Source organism: Streptosporangium sp. CA-135522 (assembly GCF_050949235.1).
Classification (GTDB): Bacteria; Actinomycetota; Actinomycetes; order Streptosporangiales; family Streptosporangiaceae; genus Streptosporangium.
On the sequence record NZ_CP192026.1, the window covers coordinates 4173521 to 4193037 of the forward strand.

Sequence of the window (19517 nt, forward strand, 5' to 3'; positions counted from 1 at the left end):
CAATGCTTAGTGCCATAATAGTTTGTACACCAATTATCGTACTATGTCGGTAGGAGGTGTGCGTGAGCGATATGGCCGATGCGCTCGACCTGGAGCGACAAGTGTGTTTTGCCTTGGCGGTGGCCTCGCGCAGCGTCATCGGGGTCTACCGGCCACTGCTACAACCCATGGGGCTCACCCACCCGCAATACCTGGTGATGCTCGCGCTCTGGCAGTACGCGCCGCTGTCTGTGAAGGAGCTGAGCAAGCTACTGCAACTGGACCCCGGTACGCTGTCCCCGCTCCTCAAGCGTCTTGAGGCGATCGGTTACATTCGGCGAGAGCGCGACAGTCGGGACGAACGCGTCCTTTCGGTCACGCTCACACCGAAGGGCCGGGAGTTGAGGAGTGAAGCTGAGAAGGTTCCGCCATCCGTCGTCGAACGCCTGGGTATGGACCTGGAGGAGCTACAGGAGCTCCACCGGTCGCTGACCAAGGTGATCGCCGCGGCGAACGGCGCGAATCGCTGATCCACAGAGAGGACAGGAAAGGCTCATGGCTGGAAGCCACGGAGGAAGCCCCAAGTCTTGGCTTGCGGTGATCGTCATTCTGCTCGGGTTCACCGTCGGTGGTGTGGCCCTGTGCCTCGGCCCCAACTGGATGCTGTTCTGGGTGGGCGCCGGGATCGTCGCGGTCGGTGGTGTGATCGCCCTGGTGGTCGACATCTTCTCCGACGTCATCGTGGACGCGCCCCGGGTGCCGATGGACCACACCAGCTGATCACATCCCCCGCAGGGCTTCCTCGACGGTGGGGGAGAGCTCGAAGGCGGAGCGCAGACCGGTGATGGTCAGGATCCGCTCCAGGGTGCCGTGAACGCCGACGAGGACCAGGCGGGTGCTCAGGGCGCGGCTCCGCCGAAGGCTCACGATCAGCTCCGCGACGCCGGTGGAGTCGCAGAAGGTGAGCCCCGTGACGTCGATGGCGATCGTGGCGGGGGCTTCGGCCTCCCAGACCTTGGTCATCTCGTCGCGGAAGATGGGGGCGTTGCCGTAGTCGAGCTCCCCGCTCGCCTGCACGACGCACGCCGTGCCGTGCAGGTTTGTCGAAACCGTGAAAAAGGCCATGCTCCACTCCTTTGCCCGCGGGTCGCAGGGCGGGCTGCCTCTGTCCTACCAGGTCTACGGCCCCGATAACGTCCCGGGATTCAAACGATTCGATAGAGCAGTTCGGGCCGTCCGATTCCGCCGTACTGCGGAACCCTGCGCGTGACGCCGCTGCCCGTCAGATGCTCCAGGTATCGGCGGGCGGTCACCCGCGAGATGCCGATCGCGGCACCGGCCGCCTGCGCGGAGACGCCTTCGGGGGCTTTGCGCAGCTCGGCCAGTACGGCCTCCAGGGTAGCCGAGGTCATCCCCTTCGGCAGCGTGCTGCGCGCCGGGCCACGCAGGGTGGCCAGCGCCCGATCCACCTCGCTCTGCCCCCCGGCCTCTCCCGGTCCCTCCACCGATGACCGAAACTCCGCATAACGCGTCAGCTTCTCATTCAGCGAGGCGAACGTGAAAGGCTTGAGCAGGTACTGGGCCACGCCGACGGAGACCGCGGACCTGACCACCGACAGGTCGCGCGCGGAGGTGACCGCGATGACGTCGGACAGGACGCCCGCCGCCCGCAGAGCCCGGCACACCTCCAGCCCGTGCATGTCGGGCAGGCAGAGGTCGAGCAAGATCAGCTCCACCGGCCGCCGCCGCAGGAAGCGCAACGCCTCCCCGCCCGACCTGGCCACCCCCGCCACCCGGAAGCCGGGCACCCGCTCCACGAAGAGGCGGTTCGCCTCGGCGGTGATCTCCTCGTCCTCGACGACCAGCACAGAGATCATGAAACCCTCTCCTCCCGCGGCGGCAGCCGTACGGTGAACACCGCTCCCGGCCCGCCGCCGACGTCGATCGTGCCGCCCAGGCGGCGGACCGCCTGCCCCACCATGGCCAGCCCGAGGCCCCGGCCGTCGCCCTTGGTGCTCCAACCCCGTCGGAAGGCATCCCGCGCCACCGCCGCGTCCAGCCCCGGACCGCTGTCGGCGACGCCGACCAGGAAGACCGTCTCGTCGACCCGCAGGCGGACCTCCACCCACGCGGGCGGGACGCCCGACACGGCCGCGTCCACCGCGTTGTCGATCAGGTTGCCGAGGATCGTCACCAGGTCCCGGTCGTCCAGGCCGATGTCGTCGAGCTCGGAGTCCGGGCTGATCACCAGCTCCACGCCGCGCTCGGCCGCCTCGGCGCTCTTGCCCAGCAGCAGGGCGGCGAGCACCGGTTCGCGCACCGCTCCCATCACCCGGTCGGTGAGCTGCTGGGCCGCCCTGAGCTCCGCGGTCGCGAAGGCCACCGCCTGCTCGGCCCGGCCCAGCTCGACGAGGGTGATGACGGTGTGCAGCCGGTTGGCCGACTCGTGCGCGGCGGCACGCAGGGAGTCGGCGAAGCCGCGCTCGGCGTCGAGTTGCCCGGCCAGGGACTGCAGCTCGGTGTGGTCGCGCAGGGTCACCACGGTACCGAGCGAGCGGTCGCCGGAACGGACCACGGCGACGTTCACCACGAGCGTCCGCTCCCCGGTCAGGTGGATCTCGTCGGTCCGGTTCTCCCCGGTCGCCAGCAGCCCGGAGAGGGAGGCGGGCAGGCCCAGCTCGGTGATGTGCCGCCCGTCCGCCCGGCCGGACAGGCCGAGCAGCTCCCGGGCGCCGTCGTTGCACAACGTCAGCCTGCCGGCCTCGTCGACCAGCAGCAGCCCTTCCCGTACGGCGTGCAGGATCGCGTCGTGGTAGTCGTACATCCGCCGCAACTCGCCGGGTCCCATCCCGCGGGTCTGGCGGCGCAGCCGGCGCCCGACCAGAGAGGTTCCCGCACCGCCGAGACCGAGGCCGAGCAGGCCGACCAGCACCGCGCCGGCGACCTGCCCGCGCAGCCTGGCGCCGATCCTCTCGACCGTGATGCCCGCGCTGACCAGACCCCGCACCCTGCCTCCGGCGTCGCGCACCGGGGCGACGGCGCGCACCGATGAGCCGAGGGTGCCGGTGTAGGTCTCGGTGAAGGTCCGGCCCTCCAGGGCGGGCGCGGTGGTGCCGAGGAACCGGCGGCCGATCTGGGCCGGGTTGGGGTGGGTGTAGCGGAGCCCGCCGGTGCTCATGATCGTGACGAAGTCGACCCCGGTCTCCCGCCGGACCCTTTCGGCGTAGGGCTGGAGCGTGGCGGAGTCGCCGAGGGCGGCCAGCACCGAAGGGGAGTCGGCCACCGTGACGGTCACCGCGCGGGCCTTGCCCGCCGCCTCCTCGACGAGCAGGTCCCGGGTCTGCAGGAAGGTCAGCGCCGCACCCCCCGCCACGGTGAACCCGACGACGACGATCTGCAGCGTCAGCATCTGCCGCGCCAGGCTCCAGCGGCGCGTCCACCCGGACAGCCTCTCTACGTCCACGAACGAAATGTACGCAATGGTGACTTGGATCACAGCATCGGCGCATAGTCGCTCGACCGCGTTTCCGTCGAGGCCGGGGAGGCCGAGCGTTCATGTCCCGAGATCGGACCCGTTATCTGTACATCGCCGTCATCCTCGCGGTGGTCGCCGGGATCGCCGTCGGGCTCGCCGCCCCCGGTCTCGGCAAGGAGCTCAAACCGCTCGGCACGGCCTTCGTCGCGCTGATCAAGATGATGATCAGCCCGATCATCTTCTGCACGATCGTGCTCGGCGTCGGGTCGGTGGCCCAGGCCGCCAAGGTCGGCCGGGTGGGCGGCCTGGCGCTCGGCTACTTCCTGGTCATGTCGACCGTCGCGCTGGCCATCGGCCTGGTCGTGGGCAACCTGATCGACCCCGGCCAGGGGCTCCAGCTCACCGACGAGCTCCGTAAGGCGGCCGAGGCCGAGGCGGCCAAAGGCGGTGAGAGCGACACGGTGACGTTCCTGCTCGGGGTGATCCCGACCACGCTGGTGTCGGCGTTCACCGAGGGCCAGGTGCTGCAGACCCTGCTGGTGGCCCTGCTCACCGGATTCGCCCTGCAGGCCATGGGGACGCGGGCCACGCCCGTCCTGACCGGCATCGGGCACATCCAGCGCCTCGTCTTCCGCATCCTCGCCATGATCATGTGGGCAGCCCCGGTCGGCGCGTTCGGCGCGATGGCCGCGGTCGTCGGCGCCACCGGCGTGGACGCCCTCAAGAGCCTCGGCGTCATCATGCTGGCCTTCTACCTCACCTGCCTGGTGTTCGTGCTGGGGGTGCTCGGGCCGATGCTCTGGGCGTTCGCCCGGATCGGCCTGCCGTCCCTGCTGCGCTATCTGGGCCGGGAGTTCCTGCTCATCCTGTCCACCTCCTCCTCCGAGTCGGCGCTGCCCCGCCTGATCGCCAAGATGGAGCATCTCGGGGTGAGCCGCCCCGTCGTCGGCATCACCGTGCCGACCGGCTACTCCTTCAACCTCGACGGCACCGCCATCTACCTGACGATGGCCACCCTGTTCATCGCGAGCGCCACCGGCGCCCCGCTCTCGCTCGGCGAGCAGATCTCCCTGCTGATCTTCATGATCATCGCCTCCAAGGGCGCCGCCGGGGTCACCGGCGCCGGTCTGGCCACCCTCGCCGGCGGCCTGCAGTCCCACCGGCCCGACCTGGTCGACGGCGTCGGCCTGATCGTCGGCATCGACCGTTTCATGTCCGAGGCCCGGGCGCTGACCAACTTCGCGGGCAACGCGGTCGCCACCGTCCTGGTCGGCACCTGGACCGGCGAGTTCGACCGGGAGCGCGCGGTCGAGGTGCTGGCCGGCAGGCTCCCGTTCGACGAGACCACCCTGCTGGAGGAGGACCCGCCCCCATCCCCGCCGTCCGACGAGCGCTCCGATCCGGCGATGTCGCCGGCGTAGCCACCGTGGCGCCGGTCCGGTCCGTGATCCACCGCGGTGAAATCGCGGAGGCGGCGGGCCGGTCCGCCGGTGAGGCGCTACCGTTCAGGAGTGGACAGGATCTTCACCGTCGAGGAGGCGCGGGCGCTGATGCCCTCGCTGCTGGAGCGGGCCGACGAGTTCGTGGGCCTGCGGGGCGACCTCGCCGAGCTCGCGCGGGATCTTCGCGAGTACGGGACCTCGGAGGCCGGCGGCCTGCCCGAGGCCAAGGCGCTCGAGGCGCGGCTGGATGAGATCCTCGGCTGGTTCGAGACGCACGGCATCGAGATCAAGGGGGTCTCGCCCCTGCTGCTGGACTTCCCCGCGATGCTCGACGGGGTGCCCGTGCGGTTGTGCTGGCTCGAAGGGGACCGCGAACTCGCCTGGTACCACCGGGACGATCTCGGCTTCGCCGGCCGTCGTCCCCTTCGCTGAGCGAAATCCCTATTCGATCACCAGGGTGACCGGGATGTTGCCCCGGGTGGCGTTGGAGTAGGGGCAGACCCGGTGGGCGGCCTCGACCAGGGCGGTGCCGTCGTCGCCCTGCAGCTCGTCGGGTAGCTCGACGCGCAGCGTCACGCTCAGCCCGAAGGCCTCGCCGTCCGGCGCCAGGCCCACCTCGGCCGTCACCGAGGCCTCGGAGACGTCGACCTTCCTGCGCCGGGCCACCAGCTGCAGCGCGCTGGCGAAGCAGGCGGCGTAGCCCGCCGCGAACAGCTGCTCGGGGTTGGTGCCCTCACCGGAGCCGCCGAGTTCCTTCGGCGGCGCCAGCGTCACGTCGAGACGATTGTCGGAGGACACCGCCCGTCCTTCACGGCCGGAGGCGGTGGCGATGGCCGTGTAGAGCGTGCTCATGATTACTCCCTGTCGATTGCTAACAATTTGATTGTGCACAATCAAATCGGGGGCAGTCAAGTTGATATACTTCCCGTCGTGAAGATGCTGCTGGAGGACCAGGTCTGCTTCGACCTGCACGCCGCGTCGCGGGCGTTGGACGGCGTCTATCGCAGGGAGCTGCGCGAGCTCGGCCTGACCTACCCGCAATATCTGGCGATGATGGTGCTGTGGGAGCGTCAGCCGGTGACGGTCAAGGAGCTCGGCGCGGCCCTGCGGCTCGACTCGGGCACGCTGTCGCCGCTGCTCAAGAGGCTGGAGGCAGCGGGGCTGGTGCGCCGGGAGCGCAGCGCCGCCGACGAGCGCTCCGTGCTGGTACGGCTCACGCCCGCGGGTGCCGAACTGCGGCGGCGGGCCCTGGAGGTGCCCGGCCGGATCCTCGACGCCACCGGGCTCGACCCGGCCGAGCTGATCGACCTGCAGAGCACGCTGCGCCGCCTCACCGCCGCCCTGGACGAGGCGGTCCGTTGATCGCGGCCGACGACGTCCGCCGGGTGGCCATGGCGCTGCCCCGGACCGAGGAGAAGATCGTCAGGGATCGGGTGACCTTCCGGGTGGGCAGGATCGTCTACGCCGCGATCTCGCCGGACGAGACCTCCATGGGCTTCGCCTTCCCCAAGGAGGAGAGGGCCGCGCTGATCGCGGCCGAGCCGGGGAAGTTTCACATGCCCCGGCCGTCCGACGAGCGCTACAACTGGGTGCGGGTGTGGCTGGAGGCGATCGACGAGCCCGAGATGCGGGAGCTCGTCGAGGAGGCGTGGCGGATGGTGGCGCCCAAAAGGGTCGCCGCCGCCCACCTCGGCGAACCGGAAAGTCCGAGATCGCGTTGAGAGGGGCCTGCCCGGGGCGAGTCGCGGATCACGAGGTACCGCTGCGATAGACCTCACCGGCCAGCCTGGTCACCTGGCCCGTGGAGCGCTGCCAGCCGGTCCCGGAGGGGTGCGCGGTGAGCAGAACCATGATCCAGCGTTCTCCCGGGCCGACGAGCCCGGTCGTGTGCAGCACCGGATGGCCGAGGTCGGGGACCGCGCCGGCGACCGTGGCCGCGGCGACCGTGGCCGCGGCGGTCGCGGTCGCGCCGGAAGCGGCCGACGAGGCGGCCGCGGTCCGCGCGATGCCCGCGGTCGTGCCGGGCGCCGCACCCCTGTCCGCGGCGGCGGTGGTCTGCGCGGTGGCGGTCTCGGCGCTCGTCGCGGTGGCGGTCGTGCCGGGCGCCACGCCGGTGGCCGTGGCCTTCTCCGGCGCGCCTGCGGGGCCGGCCTGTCTGCAGCGGACCGGGGGCGTGGAGCCGTACCCCGACCAGCCCTGCTTGACCGCCCAGGGGCGGGCGACCCCGCGGGGGATGCCGAAGTACTGGTCGAAGCCGTCGGAGCCGCACTGCTCCGCCTGGCGCAGATGGCCGAGGATGAGGCCGCTCACCTTCGGATCGGCCCGGTCGAGCAGGTAGCGGTAGGTGCGGGTGACGTCCAGCGCGCTGAGCGAGGTGTAGCCCCAGAAACCGGGCAGACCGGCGGGCGGGGGAGCGGTGTCGGTCAGTCCCAGCTTGCGCGCCGTCCGCTCGATGATCCTTCCCTGGCCGCCCCGGGTCCAGAAGGAGGTCGCCGCGTTGTCGTCGCTGACCCGCAGCATGACCTTGAGCAGCGCGAGGTCGTTCCTGGGGACGCTCCTGTGCGATTCCAGGTAGTCGATCGCGATCAGGATCTTCACCACCGAGGCGGACCGGAACTTCCGGTGCGCGTTGCGGTGGGAGGTGACCTTGCCCGACTGCCGGTCGAAGACCACGTATCCGGCGGCCACCCCCGCCGGGACGTGGGGCTCGCCCGGGGCGGCGGCGGACGCCGGGCCGGTGGCCGACAGGAGGGGGAGGGCCGCCGCGAGGAGTGTCAGCAAACGCATCACGTGCAAATGCCTACCAGATTCCGGCATCGGAGGCGGGTGGTCTCCCCGATCGCGAGGCGGGGACCGTGGACGCGGGGCGAGATCGCCCGCGGGCCGGGGATCCGGCGGCGATGGCGTCCGGCGCCTTCAGCCGCCGGGCGCGATGGTCAGGTAGCCGTCGGTCACGATGCGGTCGGCCATCGTCTTGTAGAGGGCGGGCTCGTCGGGGGTGAGGGCGGCCAGCCCGTCGACGTAGCGGTTGAACATGCAGAACGCGGCCGCGATCAGCACGGTGTCGTGGATTTCCAGATCCGTGGCGCCGGCCTCCCGGGCGGCCTGGACATGACCGGTGCCGACTTCGAGGCCGCCGCGCTGGACGGCGCCGGCGATCTCCAGCAGCGCCTTCATCTTGTCCGAGACGGGGGCGCCGTCCGGGTCGTCGGCGACCTGGCAGACCAGGTCCATGCCGCCGGGAAGCTGCGCGGCGGCGAAGGCCGCGTGCGAGCGGGTGCAGAACCCGCAGTCGTTCAGCGAGGACACATACGTCGCGATCAGCTCGCGCTCCCCCCGGGAGAGGGAGTGCTCGCCGCGCAGCAGCACCTCGGCGAGCTGGGTCAGGGGGACGGCGGTCTGCGGCCGGTACTGGAACAACCCGCCTATTCCGGGGGCGTCGGTGGGCAGATCGATGTGCGGCATGGGCCCTCCTGTTGATCGGCTCAAACGCAGCGTGAGCGAGAGGACCCCGCCCGGTCAATCCCCTCCATAAAACCAACTAAACCTGTAGGAATTTTAGGTTTTGGTGTTATCGTCGGGACATGTCGGCAGCTCCTCTCCATCTCGCCGTCGCCCTCGACGGCGCCGGATGGCATCCGGCGGCCTGGCGTGACCCCGCCGCCTCCCCTGAAAACCTGTTCACCGCCGCCTACTGGGCCACCCTCGCGGCCGAAGCCGAGCACGGCCTGCTCGACTTCGTGACCATCGAAGACTCCCTGGCCCTGCAGACCACGCGCCTGGACGGTCACGACGGCCGTACCGACCAGGTACGAGGCCGCTTCGACGCGGTCCTCGTGGCCTCGCGGATCGCCCCGCTGACCAAGAGGATCGGGCTCGTTCCCACGGCCACGACCACTCACACCGAGCCCTTCCACATCGCCAGTTCCCTGGCCACGCTCGACTACGTCAGCGGTGGCCGGGCCGGATGGCGCCCGCAGGTGTCCGGGCGGCGCGCCGAGGCCGTTCACTTCGGCCGCCGTGACATCCCCGAGCTGCGGCCGGAGCACGCCGTCGCCCTCGAGGCGTTCCCCCTGTACCAGGAGCTGTTCGACGAGGCCGCGGACGTCGTCGAGGTGGTGCGCCGCCTGTGGGACAGCTGGGAGGACGACGCGGTGATCCGCGACGTGGCCACCGGCCGCTTCGTCGACCGCGAAAGGCTGCACTACATCGATTTCGAGGGCCCCCGGTTCAGCGTCAAGGGCCCCTCGATCGTCCCGCGCCCCCCGCAGGGACAGCCGCTGGTCACCGCGCTGGCCCACTCGCGCCTGCCGTACGAGTTCGCCGCCCGCAGCGTCGACGTCGTCTACATCACGCCGCACGACACCGAGCAGGCGCGCGCCATCACGGCGGAGCTTCGCGAGCTCAGCGGGCTCGCGGGGCCCGGCGACGGCGCGCTGAAGGTCTTCGCCGACCTGGTCGTCTTCGTGGACGACGACGCCCGGGACGCCCGCAACCGCAAGGCCCGGCTCGACGAGCTCGACGGGGCCGCGTACACCTCCGACGCCGCGGTCTTCACCGGTACGCCCGGACAGCTCGCCGACCTGCTCCTGGAGTGGCGCCGGGCGGGTCTGGAGGGCTTCCGGCTACGCCCCGCCGTGCTGCCGGCCGACCTGACCGCGATCACCCGGGGCCTGGTTCCGGAACTGCAGCGGCGCGGCGCCTTCCGCGGCGCGTACGAGGCGACCACGCTCCGCGGCCACCTCGGACTGCCGCGCCCCGCCGGCCGCTACGCAGGGAGCCGATGATGAAGCAGGTCATCCTCGCCGCCCATTTCCCAGGCGTGAACAACCAGACCGTCTGGAGCGATCCCGCCTCCGGCAGCCAGATCGACTTCGCCTCCTTCGTCCACCTCGCGCGGACGGCCGAACGGGGCAGGTTCGACTTCTTCTTCCTCGCCGACGGCCAGCGGCTGCGCGAGCAGCGCGGCAGGATCCACGACCTCGACGTGGTCGGCCGCCCCGACTCGCTCACCGTGCTGTCCGCCCTCGCCGCGGTCACCACCCACCTGGGACTGGCCGGGACGATCAACGCCACCTTCAACGAGCCCTACGAACTCGCCCGCAAGCTCGCCACCCTCGACCACCTGTCCGGCGGCCGGGCCGGATGGAACGTCGTCACCTCCTCCGACGCGTTCACCGGAGAGAACTTCCGCCGGGGCGGCTACCTGGACTACTCCCAGCGCTACGAGCGCGCCGAGGAGTTCGTGCGGACCGTCCGGGAGCTGTGGGACTCCTGGGGCGCCGAGGACCTGGTGGCCGACCCCGCGAGCGGCACGTTCGCCACGGAGAGGGCGGGCGCGTTCACCCACCGCGGCACCCACTTCGACATCGGCGGCCACTTCACCGTGCCGCGCAGCCCGCAGCGCCGTCCGCTGACCATCCAGGCGGGCGACTCCGACGGGGGCAGGGAGTTCGCGGCGGCCACCGCCGACGCCATCTTCTCCCGGCATGGCGGGCTGGCGGACGGGCAGGCCTTCTACCGTGACGTCAAGTCCAGGGCCGCCGCGCACGGCAGGTCACCCGACTCGCTGAAGATCCTCCCCGGGGCCACGTTCGCGCTCGGCGACACCGACGCCGAGGCCCAGGAGAACGCCGACCACATCCGGCGGCAGCAGGTCAGCCCGCAGACCGCGATCCTGCTGCTGGAGCAGGTCTGGAACCGCGACCTGTCGGCCTATGACCCCGAGGGCCCGCTGCCCGAGATCGACCCGGACGTCTCGGAGGAGACCATCATCAAGGGCCGCACCCGTATGACCAGGGATCCGCTGAAGACGGCGGCCGAGTGGCGGGCCCTGGCCGAGGCGAAGCGGCTCGGCATCCGTGACCTGATCATCGAGGTCACCGGCAGGCAGTCCTTCATCGGCTCGCCCGCGCGGGTCGCCCAGGAGATCAACGAGTTCGTGCAGGCCGACGCGGCCGACGGCTTCATCCTGGTGCCGCACCTCACCCCCGCCGGGCTGGACGAGTTCGTGGACAAGGTCGTCCCGCTGCTGCAGGAGCGCGGTGTCCTGCGCGCCGAATACGAGACGACCACGCTCCGCGGCCATCTCGGACTGGAGGACGACGCATGAAGTTCCTGGCCATCACGCTCATCGTGCACGGGCCCGACCCGATCACCGGTGAGGTGAAGTCCACCAACGCCCGCCTGCGCGAGGTGGTGGACAACGCCGTCCTCGCCGAGGAGCTCGGCTTCGACGGCTTCGGCGTGGGGGAGCGGCACGAGCGCCCCTTCATCTCCTCCTCCCCACCGGTCGTGCTGAGCCACATCGCCGCCAGGACCTCCGCGATCAAGCTGTTCACGGCGGTGACCACGCTGAGCCTGCTCGACCCGGTCCGGGCCTTCGAGGACTACTCCACCCTGGACCACCTCTCGGACGGCCGCCTGGAGCTGATCATCGGCAAGGGGAACGGGGCCGCGCAGGCGCAGCTGTTCCATGTGACCGGCGAGGACCAGTGGGACCGCAACCGGGAGAGCTACGAGCTGTTCCGCCGCCTGTGGCGTGAGGACAAGGTCACCTGGTCCGGCCGGTTCCGGCCGTCCCTGCACGAGGCCGAGACCTGGCCCCGTCCGCTGCAGCGGCCCGTCCGCGTCTGGCACGGCAGTGCCACCAGCAAGGAGTCGGTGGACCTCGCCGCGCAGTACGGCGACCCGCTCTTCTCCGCCAACGTCACCAACCCGGTCGAGCCCTACGCCGAGCTGGTCGGCTACTACCGGGAACGCTGGGAGTTCCACGGCCACGACCCCGCCGACGCCCTCGTCGGCGCCGGCAGCGCGGGCTACTACGCGACCAAGAACTCCCAGGACGCGATCGAGACCTATCGGCCGATCTTCAACGCCCGGCTGGAGCTGTTCAAGAAGGTCGGCGTGGACCCGGTCTTCCACACGCTGGAGGACGCGATCGAGCGCAGCTCGATCCTGGTCGGCAGCCCCCAGCAGATCATCGACAAGGTCCACCGCTATCACGAGCGGCTCGGACACGAGGTCATGCACGTGCACGCCGACGCCGACGGCCTGACCGACAAGCAGCACCGGGCCGCCCTCGAGCTCTTCCAGAGCGACATCGCCCCCGTGCTGCGCGGGGAGATCCCCAGCAGGCCGTTCACCCGGCACGGCGGTTCCCGGCACGAGAGTCCCCGGAACGGTGGTCCCCGGAACGGTGGTCCCGGGAACGGCGGCTCCCCGCACGAGAGCCCCCAGAACGGTGGTCCCCAGAACGGTGGTCCCCGGAACGGTGGTCCCCAGAACGGTGGTCCCCGGAACGGCGGCTCCCCGCACGAGAGCCCCCGCTCCGAAGGCCCTCGGCTCGAAAGGCAGTCATGACCTCGCTGTCGATCCTCGACCTGTCCCCCGTCCCCTCCGGAGGCACGACCGGCGACGCGCTGCGCAACACCCTGGACCTGGCCAGGCGCGCCGAGGAGTTCGGCTACCACCGCTACTGGCTGGCCGAGCACCACTTCGCCCCCGGCGTCGCCGGCGCGGCCCCCGCCGTGCTCATCGCCCTGGTCGCCGCCGCGACCAGCACCATCAGGGTCGGCTCCGGGGCCGTGCAGCTCGGCCACCAGACGGCCCTGGCCGTGGTCGAGCAGTTCGGCCTGATCGACGCGCTCTACCCGGGTCGGATCGACCTCGGCCTCGGCCGGTCGGGGCAGCGCAACCGCGAGATGGCCGAGCTCGCGGCGAAGACTCCGCCGCCGCCCGAGCCGGCCAGGATCGTGGACGGGCTGCTCATCCCGGAGGCGTTCTCCTTCGCCTCGTTCGCCAATTCGCCGATCTTCGCCCTGTACGGCTCGCTGCTGCAGCAGCCGGGCGCGCAGAGCCCGGACTTCGCCGACCAGGTGGACGACATCATCGCGCTGCTGGCCGGGACCTACCGGTCGGCCGAAGGGCTGGCGGCGCACGCCGTGCCGGGCGAGGGCGCGGACCTGGAGCTGTGGGTGCTGGGCAGCAGCGGCGGGCAGAGCGCTCAGGCGGCAGGCGAGCGAGGGCTGCCGTTCGCGGCGAACTACCACGTCAGCCCGTCCAACGTGCTGGAGGCGGCCGAGGCCTACCGGGCGGCCTTCAAACCCTCGCCGATCCTGACCGAGCCCCGCCTGATCGTCTCCGCCGACGTGGTCGTCGCCGAAGACGACGACACGGCCCGCGAGCTCGCCTCGCCGTACGGGCTGTGGGTGCGCGGCATCCGCAGTGGCGCCGGGGCGATCCCGTTCCCGACGCCGCAGGAGGCCGCGGTCCACGAGTGGACCGAGGAGGACCGCGCCCTGGTCGCCGACCGGGTGGCGACCCAGTTCGTCGGCTCGCCGCCGACCGTCGCCGAGAAGTTGCGCGTCCTGCGCGACGTCACCGGCGCCGACGAACTGCTCGTCACCACCATCACCCACGACCACGCCGATCGGGTCCGTTCCTATGAACTGCTCGCCGCGGAATGGGCGGAGCTCACCGGGTGATCCGAAGGTTCGGGCGGTCATGTGGGGGTTCGCCGCCGGTTGCCGGCCGGCACCACCGATCCGGCCGGTTGTGTCGCTCGGATCCGCCCGCTGGGGAGCGCGACCGCCGGGTCACCGGGCGGGTGACCCGGCGGTGGCCGCCACGCGGGGGAGCCGCCGTGTGCGAGCGCCTGACGGGTCAGGCGCGTTTGGCGATGGCGGTGATGAGGGGCTGGACGAGCCGGGCGGCCAGGGGACCGAACGCGGCGAGGATGAGGACGTAGGCGGCGGCCAGCGGCCCGAGGTCGGGGTGGACGCCCGCTGCCACCGCCAGGCCGGCGATCACGATGTTGAACTCGCCGCGGGGGATGAGCGCGATGCCCGCCCGCGCCCGCCCCGCCCTGGCGATTCCCGCCCGGCGGGCGGCGTAGGCGCCGGTGAGCAGCTTGGTGATCATGCTGACCAGGGCGAGCAGCGCGGCCAGCCCGGCGACCGGGAGGATCTTGGTGGGGTCGGTCTGCAGACCGAAGAAGACGAAGAACACCGCGGCGAACAGGTCCCGCAGCGGGCTCAGCAGCGCCTGGGCGTCTTCGGCCAGCTCTCCGGAGACCGCGATGCCGACCAGGAACGCGCCGACGGCGGCCGAGACCTGGAGCTGCTGGGCCACTCCGGCGACCAGCAGCGCGAGCCCGACGACCTTCAGCAGCAGCACCTCCGAGTTGGGGCTGGAGACGAAGGCCTCGATGAACCGGCCGTAACGCAGCGCCACCAACAGCACCACGCTGACCGTGGTCAGCGCGATCCCCACGGTGACCGCGCCGCCGACGAAGCTCACCCCGGCCAGCATGGCGGTGAGGATCGGCAGGTAGATCGCCATGGTCAGGTCTTCGAAGACCAGCAGGGACAGCACCACCGGGGTCTCCCGGTTGCCGATCCAGCCCAGGTCGGACAGGACCTTGGCGGTGATGCCCGAGGAGGTGGCGTAGGTGACGCCGGCCATGGCGACCGCGGCCACCGGGCCCCAGCCGAGCAACAGCGCGGCGATCGCGCCGGGTGCCGCGTTGAGCACCAGATCGACGATTCCGGCCCGAGCGTTGCCCTTCAGGCTGGTCACGAGCTCGTCGGCGTTGTACTCCAGGCCGAGGGTGAGCAGCAGCAGGATGACGCCGAGTTCGGCGCCGACCGAGATGAACTCCTCGCTGGTGGCCAGGGGCAGGATGCCGCCCTTGCCGAAGGCCAGTCCCGCGAGCAGGTAGAGGGGGATGGGGGAGATGCCGACGCGCATGGCGAGGGCGCCGAGAATGCCGAGCCCGAGAAGGACGGCGCCGAGTTCCAGGATCAGGGTCGCTGTGTCGTGCACCCGCGGCCCTAACCGTTGGTCAGGATGTCGGCCACGGCGGCGGTGCTCTCCGGGCTGCCGACCACGACGACCACGTCGCCGTCGGCGAACGCGAAGTCGGGGCCGGGGCTGGCGAAGACCTGCCCGCCGCGGACCACGGCCACGATGGAGGCGCCGGTGCGGGTGCGCACGCGCGCGTCGCCCATCGGCCGGCCGGCGTACGGCGTGCCCGCCAGGATGGGAAGCTGGAGGCTGACCAGGCCCTCGACCTCGCGGTGCAGGGCGTTGAGGCGCTGCACGATGCGCGGGGCGCCGAGCAGCTCGCAGAGCGCGTCCGCTTCCTCGTCGTTCAGCTTGACGGTCTCGCACGCGCGATCAGGATCCGCTGGATCGTATATCACCAGATCGCGGCGGCCGGTCCGATGGGAGACGATCCCGATCCTCCGGCCCGACCGAGTGGTGAACTCGTGCCGCAGTCCGATCCCGGGCAGTGCCGTCTGCTCGACCTCCACCGCGCCATTCCTCCATTTATGTGTGCATTGGCTGTTTCCATGAACCTACCAATCGATAGGGGAAAACGCGGGCGCGAGAATAACCGGTATTACCGATTCATTTTGTCGGTCATGTGTCAGACGATGAGCCGGACCCGGGCGGCTCGTGGCCGACAGGCCAGGCTCGGCGACCACCTGTCGAAGGACGAGCGCTACGAGCGCACCGGCGAGTTCCTGTCGATCGTGCGCGGTGCGCGGAGCGGCACGCCGTACGACTTCGACGGCAAGCGCTGCCGGGTCGACGGCGCGACGGTCGCCGAAGTGCCCGAACCCGCGGCGAGGTGATCGAAGTAACGGTCGGCCGGTACGGCCCTACCTGCGGCCCTTCTCGGGACTTGCACGCGCCCTTTCTTGGGAGGAGTCTCAGCCCATGCCTGACGACCGCCCGTACGACATCGTGCTCTTCGGCGCCACCGGCTTCACCGGCGCGCTGACCGCGCAGTATCTCGCACGCAACGCCGCCCCTGACTGCCGCTGGGCCCTGGCCGGGCGCAATCGGACCAAGCTCGAAGCGCTCAGGGAGCGGATCGGCCTGCCGGAGCTGCCGCTGCTTCACGCCGACGTGACGGACCCGGCCTCGCTGGCGCGGATCGCCGGTCAGGCCAGGGTCGTCGCCACCACCGTGGGCCCCTACATCTCCTACGGCGAGCCGCTCGTCGCCGCCTGCGCCGCCGCCGGCACCCACTACGCCGACATCACCGGCGAACCGGAGTTCGTCGACCTCATGTTCACCCGGCACCACGAGCGGGCCGAGCGGACCGGGGCGAAGATCGTGCACGCCTGCGGATTCGACTCCGTCCCGCACGACCTCGGCGCCTACTTCACCGTCGGCCTGCTCCCCGAGGGAGTGCCGATCGAGGTGGACGGTTTCGTTCGGGCCGACGGCAGGCCGTCGGGAGGCACCGTCAGCTCCGCCCTCATGGCGATCGCCCGGTCCCGGCAGACCGCCCGGGCCGCGCACGCCCGGCGCGAGGCCGAGGCCCGTCCCGCCGACCGCCGGGTGCGCGCCAGGGCCGGGTCGCCGCGCTACGTGGGAGGCTGGGCCCTGCCGCTGCCCACGATCGACCCGCAGATCGTGGCGCGCTCGGCCCGCGCGCTGGCACGCTACGGCCCGGACTTCACCTATCGCCACCACTTCGCCGTCAAACGGCTGCCCGCCGTGCTGGGGCTCGTGGCGGGCGTGGGCGTGGTCGCCGTGCTCGCCCAGATCCCCCCGGCCCGCTCCTGGCTGCTCGGCCGGATCTCACCCGGTGACGGGCCCACCCCCGAACAGCGGGCCGGCAGCTGGTTCAAGGTCACCTTCCTGGGCCGGGGCGGCGGACGGCGCGTGGTCACCGAAGTCGCGGGCGGCGATCCCGGCTACGACGAGACCGCCAAGATGCTCGCCGAATCGGCGCTCTGCCTCGCCTTCGACGACCTGCCACCTGTCTCCGGCCAGCTCACCCCGGCCGCCGCCATGGGCGGGGCGCTGATCGAACGGCTCGGCCGGGCGGGCATCACCTTCACCGTTCTGAGCGACTCGCCGAAGTAGGCCTTCACCCGGGCGTCTCGAGGCCGGACGGGCGCGGAGCCGTCCATCCCCGCCCGTCCGGCGCGGGAGACGCCGCTCCCGGCATCGCCCGTACCGGTTCCCGGAAATCGGTCATCCGTTAATCGCCAAAAGGCGCGTCTCGGAGACCTTCCACCATCTATGATCATTTAAACCGCCCCGGGACAGCGAGGAAGGACCCCTGTGGTCGACAAGCTGAGTGAGCCGAACGCCGGCATCGACACCACCAGGCCCAGCATCGCCAGGGCCTACGACGTCGTCCTCAACGGCAAGGACAACTTCGAGGTCGATCGCGCCTTCGTCGCCGAGATCGTGAAGGTCGTCCCGGAGATCTACGACGTGGCGACCTACAACCGGCAGGTCCTCGGCCGCGGAGTGCGCTTCCTGGTCGAGCAGGGCATCACCCAGTTCGTCGACCTCGGTTCCGGCCTGCCGACCGTGGAGAACACCCACCAGGTCGCGCAGCGCGCGAACCCGGACTCGCGGGTCGTCTACGTCGACAACGACCCGATGGTGCTGGCCCACGGCCGGGCGCTGCTGGCCGACAACGACCGCACCGCGGTCATCACCTCCGACCTGCGCGATCCGGCGGCCATCCTCGCCGACCCGGCTTTCAAGAACCTCATCGACCTCGGCCGCCCGGTCGGCGTGCTGCTGATCGGCATCCTGCACCACCTGCACGACGACGAGGACCCCAGGGGGATCGTCGAGGCCTACATGGCGGCGGTTCCGCCGGGCAGCCACCTGTTCATCACCCACTTCTGCGCCTCCACCCAGGAGTCGCGCGAGGCCGAGCAGAAGTTCCTCGCGCTGCTCGGCACCGGCCGCTTCCGCACACCGGAGGAGATCACCGCCTTCTTCGACGGCTTCGAGCTCCTCGACCCGGGCGTCGTCCCGCTGCCCCTGTGGCGACCCGACGGGCCCGTCCCCGAGAAACTCACCGTGGGCCAGCAGCTCATGTACGGCGGGATCGCCCGCAAGGGCTAGACGCATCCGGTCGTGATGGAGGCCCGCCTGTCAAGGTGACGACAGGCCCGGGCCGTCTCGATGGCCGTGGCCCGTTCTCAGCCTCCTTGAGGAGCGGACGCGGTGGTCCCCGCCCGCCGGCCCCGGCTCGCCGCGCGGCGGTCGGCGGCCACGTCGGTGAGGGCCACCGCCAGCGCGGCCACCACGAAGCCGATGGTGACCAGCAGCGCGTGCCGGAACGCCAGGGCGTAGTCCCCGTGGGAGGAGGCGACCCCGGCGAAGAACACCGAGCCGACCACCGCGATGCCGAGGGCGGCGCCGATCCGCTGACCGGTCTGCAGCACGCCGCCGGCGGTGCCGGCCTCGGCGACCGGCACCTCCGACAGGGTCAGCGTCTGGTTCGGGGAGATCACCAGGCCGCTGCCCAGCCCGGCCACGAGCAGCGGCGCCGCGATCGCCCAGCCCACCTCCTGGCCGGGGGCCAGCCGTACGGCCAGCTCCGTGGCGGCCAGCCCGACGGTGACCAGCACCAGGCCCAGCACCACCAGCGGGCGGCCGAGCCTGGTGACGATCCGGCCTCCCAGCACCGAGGCGGCGGCCGATCCCGCCGCGAACGGCGTGCTCGCCAGGCCCGCCTCCAGGGCCGCGTAGTGCAGGCCGTCCTGCAGGTACAGGGTGAGGACGAAGAAGATCGCGGTGAAGCCCGCGAAGTAGAGCGCGGCGAGCAGGGCGCCGAGGGCATAGGAACGCCTGCCGAACAGCGACAGGTCGACGACCGGCTGGCTCCGCCGGGCGTACCGGTGCTCCCACCCCACGAAGCCGGCGATCACGACGACCCCGGCGACCGGCACCGCCCACTTCCCCTCACCCCGCCACTGCTGTCCCTCTACGAGGGGCAGCAGCACCAGCACGACCCCGACGGCCAGCAGGAGCACGCCCACGGGGTCCATGCTCTCCCGCCGTCGTCTCTCCTGCGCCCGGCTCGGGATGTAGCGGTAGGCCAGGATCACGGCCAGGACGCCGATCGGCACGTTGACGTAGAAGACCAGGCGCCACCCCTCCTGCCCGCCGCCGAGGTGGATGAGCAGCCCGCCGAGCAGCGGGCCGATCGCGGTCGAGATGCCGATCGTGGCGCCCAGCAGCCCGAACGCCCGGCCGCGCTCCGCACCCCGGAAAAGCTGCTGGATCAGCCCGCTGACCTGGGGATTGATCACTCCGCCGGCGATTCCCTGGACGAGCCTCGCGACGACCAGCCAGGTGGAGTTCTGGGCGACGCCGGCCGCCGCGCTGGCGAGAGTGAAAAGGGCGACGCCGAAGGCGAACACGTTGCGCCGGCCGCGCATGTCGCCGAACCGCCCGGCGGGCACCAGCACCAGTCCGAAGGTGAGCGCGTACCCGGAGACCACCCACTGCAGGTCGCTCTGCGGGGAGTGCAGCCCGGTGCGGATGGAGGGCAGCGCCACGTTGACGATGCTGACGTCCAGCAGCGTCATGAAGCCGGCCACCAGGCAGACGATCAGCGCCTTCCACCGGCGCGGGTCCGCGGCCTGTCGCTCGCGCGCGGTCGACGTCCCGCCGGACCGGGCCGCGGCGCTCATCCGGCCGGGAAGCGGGTCGAGCGGCCCCCTGCCGGGCTCTCCGGGCGTACGGACGACGTGAGCAATCGGCTGAGGACCATCATGACCGCCTCGTTCTCGACCTCCGGCCGGACTTCCGTGATGCAGCAGCGCATACCTACCCTTTTCGGGCGG

General features: G+C 71.3%; 22 protein-coding genes. 13 read left to right on the plus strand and 9 right to left on the minus strand.

All coding sequences use genetic code 11. From position 1 onward, the window contains the following. Positions 1 to 71: 71 nt before the first annotated feature. Together ACQPYK_RS19295 and ACQPYK_RS19300 are read left to right on the plus strand one after the other, a co-directional pair. Entirely contained in the window at positions 72 to 509 is a 438-nt protein-coding gene (locus tag ACQPYK_RS19295; protein ID WP_433258842.1) for a MarR family winged helix-turn-helix transcriptional regulator, read from the plus strand. 25 nt (positions 510 to 534) lie between these two features. After that, the gene (locus tag ACQPYK_RS19300) at positions 535 to 759 is read left to right on the plus strand and encodes an HGxxPAAW family protein (RefSeq protein ID WP_433257050.1); all 225 of its coding nucleotides are present in this window, start codon (positions 535 to 537) and stop codon (positions 757 to 759) included. Here the strand turns inward: ACQPYK_RS19300 and ACQPYK_RS19305 are convergent, their stop codons facing one another. The 3 genes from ACQPYK_RS19305 to ACQPYK_RS19315 form a co-directional block, all read right to left on the minus strand. Next, the gene (locus ACQPYK_RS19305; protein ID WP_433257052.1) at positions 760 to 1104 is read right to left on the minus strand and encodes an anti-sigma factor antagonist; all 345 of its coding nucleotides are present in this window, start codon (positions 1102 to 1104) and stop codon (positions 760 to 762) included. 80 nt (positions 1105 to 1184) lie between these two features. Then, positions 1185 to 1856, minus strand: a complete 672-nt coding sequence (locus tag ACQPYK_RS19310) for a response regulator (protein WP_433257054.1) — start codon at positions 1854 to 1856, stop codon at positions 1185 to 1187. After that, positions 1853 to 3442 (minus strand): sensor histidine kinase, encoded by a 1590-nt coding sequence (locus ACQPYK_RS19315; protein ID WP_433257056.1) that lies wholly within the window; start codon positions 3440 to 3442, stop codon positions 1853 to 1855. Before ACQPYK_RS19315 ends, ACQPYK_RS19310 begins: the two co-directional genes overlap by 4 nt. A 92-nt stretch (positions 3443 to 3534) precedes the next feature. Here ACQPYK_RS19315 and ACQPYK_RS19320 point away from each other — a divergent pair, with 92 nt between their 5' ends. Further along, complete coding sequence (locus tag ACQPYK_RS19320; RefSeq protein ID WP_433257058.1) at positions 3535 to 4875, plus strand: cation:dicarboxylate symporter family transporter; 1341 nt, start codon at positions 3535 to 3537, stop codon at positions 4873 to 4875. Positions 4876 to 4965: 90 nt separating this feature from the next. After that, on the plus strand, positions 4966 to 5328 hold the full coding sequence (locus tag ACQPYK_RS19325; protein WP_433257059.1) for a DUF2203 domain-containing protein: 363 nt from the start codon (positions 4966 to 4968) through the stop codon (positions 5326 to 5328). 9 nt (positions 5329 to 5337) lie between these two features. Here ACQPYK_RS19325 and ACQPYK_RS19330 read toward each other — a convergent pair whose 3' ends face one another. Then, positions 5338 to 5748 (minus strand): organic hydroperoxide resistance protein, encoded by a 411-nt coding sequence (locus ACQPYK_RS19330; protein ID WP_433257061.1) that lies wholly within the window; start codon positions 5746 to 5748, stop codon positions 5338 to 5340. Positions 5749 to 5832: 84 nt separating this feature from the next. Here ACQPYK_RS19330 and ACQPYK_RS19335 point away from each other — a divergent pair, with 84 nt between their 5' ends. After that, positions 5833 to 6258: a MarR family winged helix-turn-helix transcriptional regulator gene (locus tag ACQPYK_RS19335; RefSeq protein WP_433258843.1), complete on the plus strand. Its 426-nt coding sequence runs from the start codon at positions 5833 to 5835 to the stop codon at positions 6256 to 6258. After that, positions 6255 to 6617: an MmcQ/YjbR family DNA-binding protein gene (locus ACQPYK_RS19340; protein ID WP_433257062.1), complete on the plus strand. Its 363-nt coding sequence runs from the start codon at positions 6255 to 6257 to the stop codon at positions 6615 to 6617. The genes ACQPYK_RS19335 and ACQPYK_RS19340 overlap by 4 nt, the downstream gene beginning before the upstream one ends. A 28-nt stretch (positions 6618 to 6645) precedes the next feature. Here ACQPYK_RS19340 and ACQPYK_RS19345 read toward each other — a convergent pair whose 3' ends face one another. Beyond that, positions 6646 to 7686 carry a hypothetical protein gene (locus tag ACQPYK_RS19345; RefSeq protein WP_433257064.1) on the minus strand — a complete coding sequence of 347 codons (1041 nt, stop codon included), beginning with the start codon at positions 7684 to 7686 and terminating at the stop codon, positions 6646 to 6648. Between the two features lie 126 nt (positions 7687 to 7812). Further along, the gene (locus ACQPYK_RS19350; RefSeq protein ID WP_433257066.1) at positions 7813 to 8361 is read right to left on the minus strand and encodes a carboxymuconolactone decarboxylase family protein; all 549 of its coding nucleotides are present in this window, start codon (positions 8359 to 8361) and stop codon (positions 7813 to 7815) included. Positions 8362 to 8480: 119 nt separating this feature from the next. Here ACQPYK_RS19350 and ACQPYK_RS19355 point away from each other — a divergent pair, with 119 nt between their 5' ends. The 4 genes from ACQPYK_RS19355 to ACQPYK_RS19370 are packed head-to-tail and all read left to right on the plus strand — an operon-like array spanning position 8481 to position 13382. Then, positions 8481 to 9683 (plus strand): LLM class flavin-dependent oxidoreductase, encoded by a 1203-nt coding sequence (locus tag ACQPYK_RS19355; RefSeq protein WP_433257068.1) that lies wholly within the window; start codon positions 8481 to 8483, stop codon positions 9681 to 9683. Then, positions 9680 to 11008, plus strand: a complete 1329-nt coding sequence (locus tag ACQPYK_RS19360) for an NtaA/DmoA family FMN-dependent monooxygenase (protein ID WP_433257070.1) — start codon at positions 9680 to 9682, stop codon at positions 11006 to 11008. Before ACQPYK_RS19355 ends, ACQPYK_RS19360 begins: the two co-directional genes overlap by 4 nt. Continuing rightward, entirely contained in the window at positions 11005 to 12258 is a 1254-nt protein-coding gene (locus ACQPYK_RS19365; RefSeq protein WP_433257072.1) for an LLM class flavin-dependent oxidoreductase, read from the plus strand. The genes ACQPYK_RS19360 and ACQPYK_RS19365 overlap by 4 nt, the downstream gene beginning before the upstream one ends. Then, positions 12255 to 13382: an LLM class flavin-dependent oxidoreductase gene (locus ACQPYK_RS19370; protein ID WP_433257074.1), complete on the plus strand. Its 1128-nt coding sequence runs from the start codon at positions 12255 to 12257 to the stop codon at positions 13380 to 13382. Before ACQPYK_RS19365 ends, ACQPYK_RS19370 begins: the two co-directional genes overlap by 4 nt. A gap of 178 nt (positions 13383 to 13560) precedes the next feature. Here the strand turns inward: ACQPYK_RS19370 and ACQPYK_RS19375 are convergent, their stop codons facing one another. Together ACQPYK_RS19375 and ACQPYK_RS19380 are read right to left on the minus strand one after the other, a co-directional pair. Continuing rightward, positions 13561 to 14721, minus strand: a complete 1161-nt coding sequence (locus ACQPYK_RS19375; protein WP_433257075.1) for a cation:proton antiporter — start codon at positions 14719 to 14721, stop codon at positions 13561 to 13563. A gap of 8 nt (positions 14722 to 14729) precedes the next feature. Next, the gene (locus ACQPYK_RS19380) at positions 14730 to 15212 is read right to left on the minus strand and encodes a cation:proton antiporter regulatory subunit (RefSeq protein WP_433257077.1); all 483 of its coding nucleotides are present in this window, start codon (positions 15210 to 15212) and stop codon (positions 14730 to 14732) included. Between the two features lie 123 nt (positions 15213 to 15335). On the opposite strand from ACQPYK_RS19380, the gene ACQPYK_RS19385 reads away from it, so the two are divergent. From ACQPYK_RS19385 to ACQPYK_RS19395, 3 genes are all read left to right on the plus strand, one after another. Beyond that, complete coding sequence (locus ACQPYK_RS19385) at positions 15336 to 15536, plus strand: hypothetical protein (RefSeq protein WP_433257078.1); 201 nt, start codon at positions 15336 to 15338, stop codon at positions 15534 to 15536. Positions 15537 to 15621: 85 nt separating this feature from the next. Next, positions 15622 to 16782 carry a saccharopine dehydrogenase family protein gene (locus ACQPYK_RS19390; protein WP_433257080.1) on the plus strand — a complete coding sequence of 387 codons (1161 nt, stop codon included), beginning with the start codon at positions 15622 to 15624 and terminating at the stop codon, positions 16780 to 16782. A gap of 201 nt (positions 16783 to 16983) precedes the next feature. Next, a complete protein-coding gene (locus ACQPYK_RS19395) occupies positions 16984 to 17787 on the plus strand; it encodes an SAM-dependent methyltransferase (RefSeq protein ID WP_433257082.1) in 804 nt (267 codons plus the stop codon). Positions 17788 to 17864: 77 nt separating this feature from the next. Here ACQPYK_RS19395 and ACQPYK_RS19400 read toward each other — a convergent pair whose 3' ends face one another. Continuing rightward, on the minus strand, positions 17865 to 19364 hold the full coding sequence (locus ACQPYK_RS19400; RefSeq protein ID WP_433257084.1) for an MFS transporter: 1500 nt from the start codon (positions 19362 to 19364) through the stop codon (positions 17865 to 17867). Between the last annotated feature and the right edge of the window lie 153 nt (positions 19365 to 19517).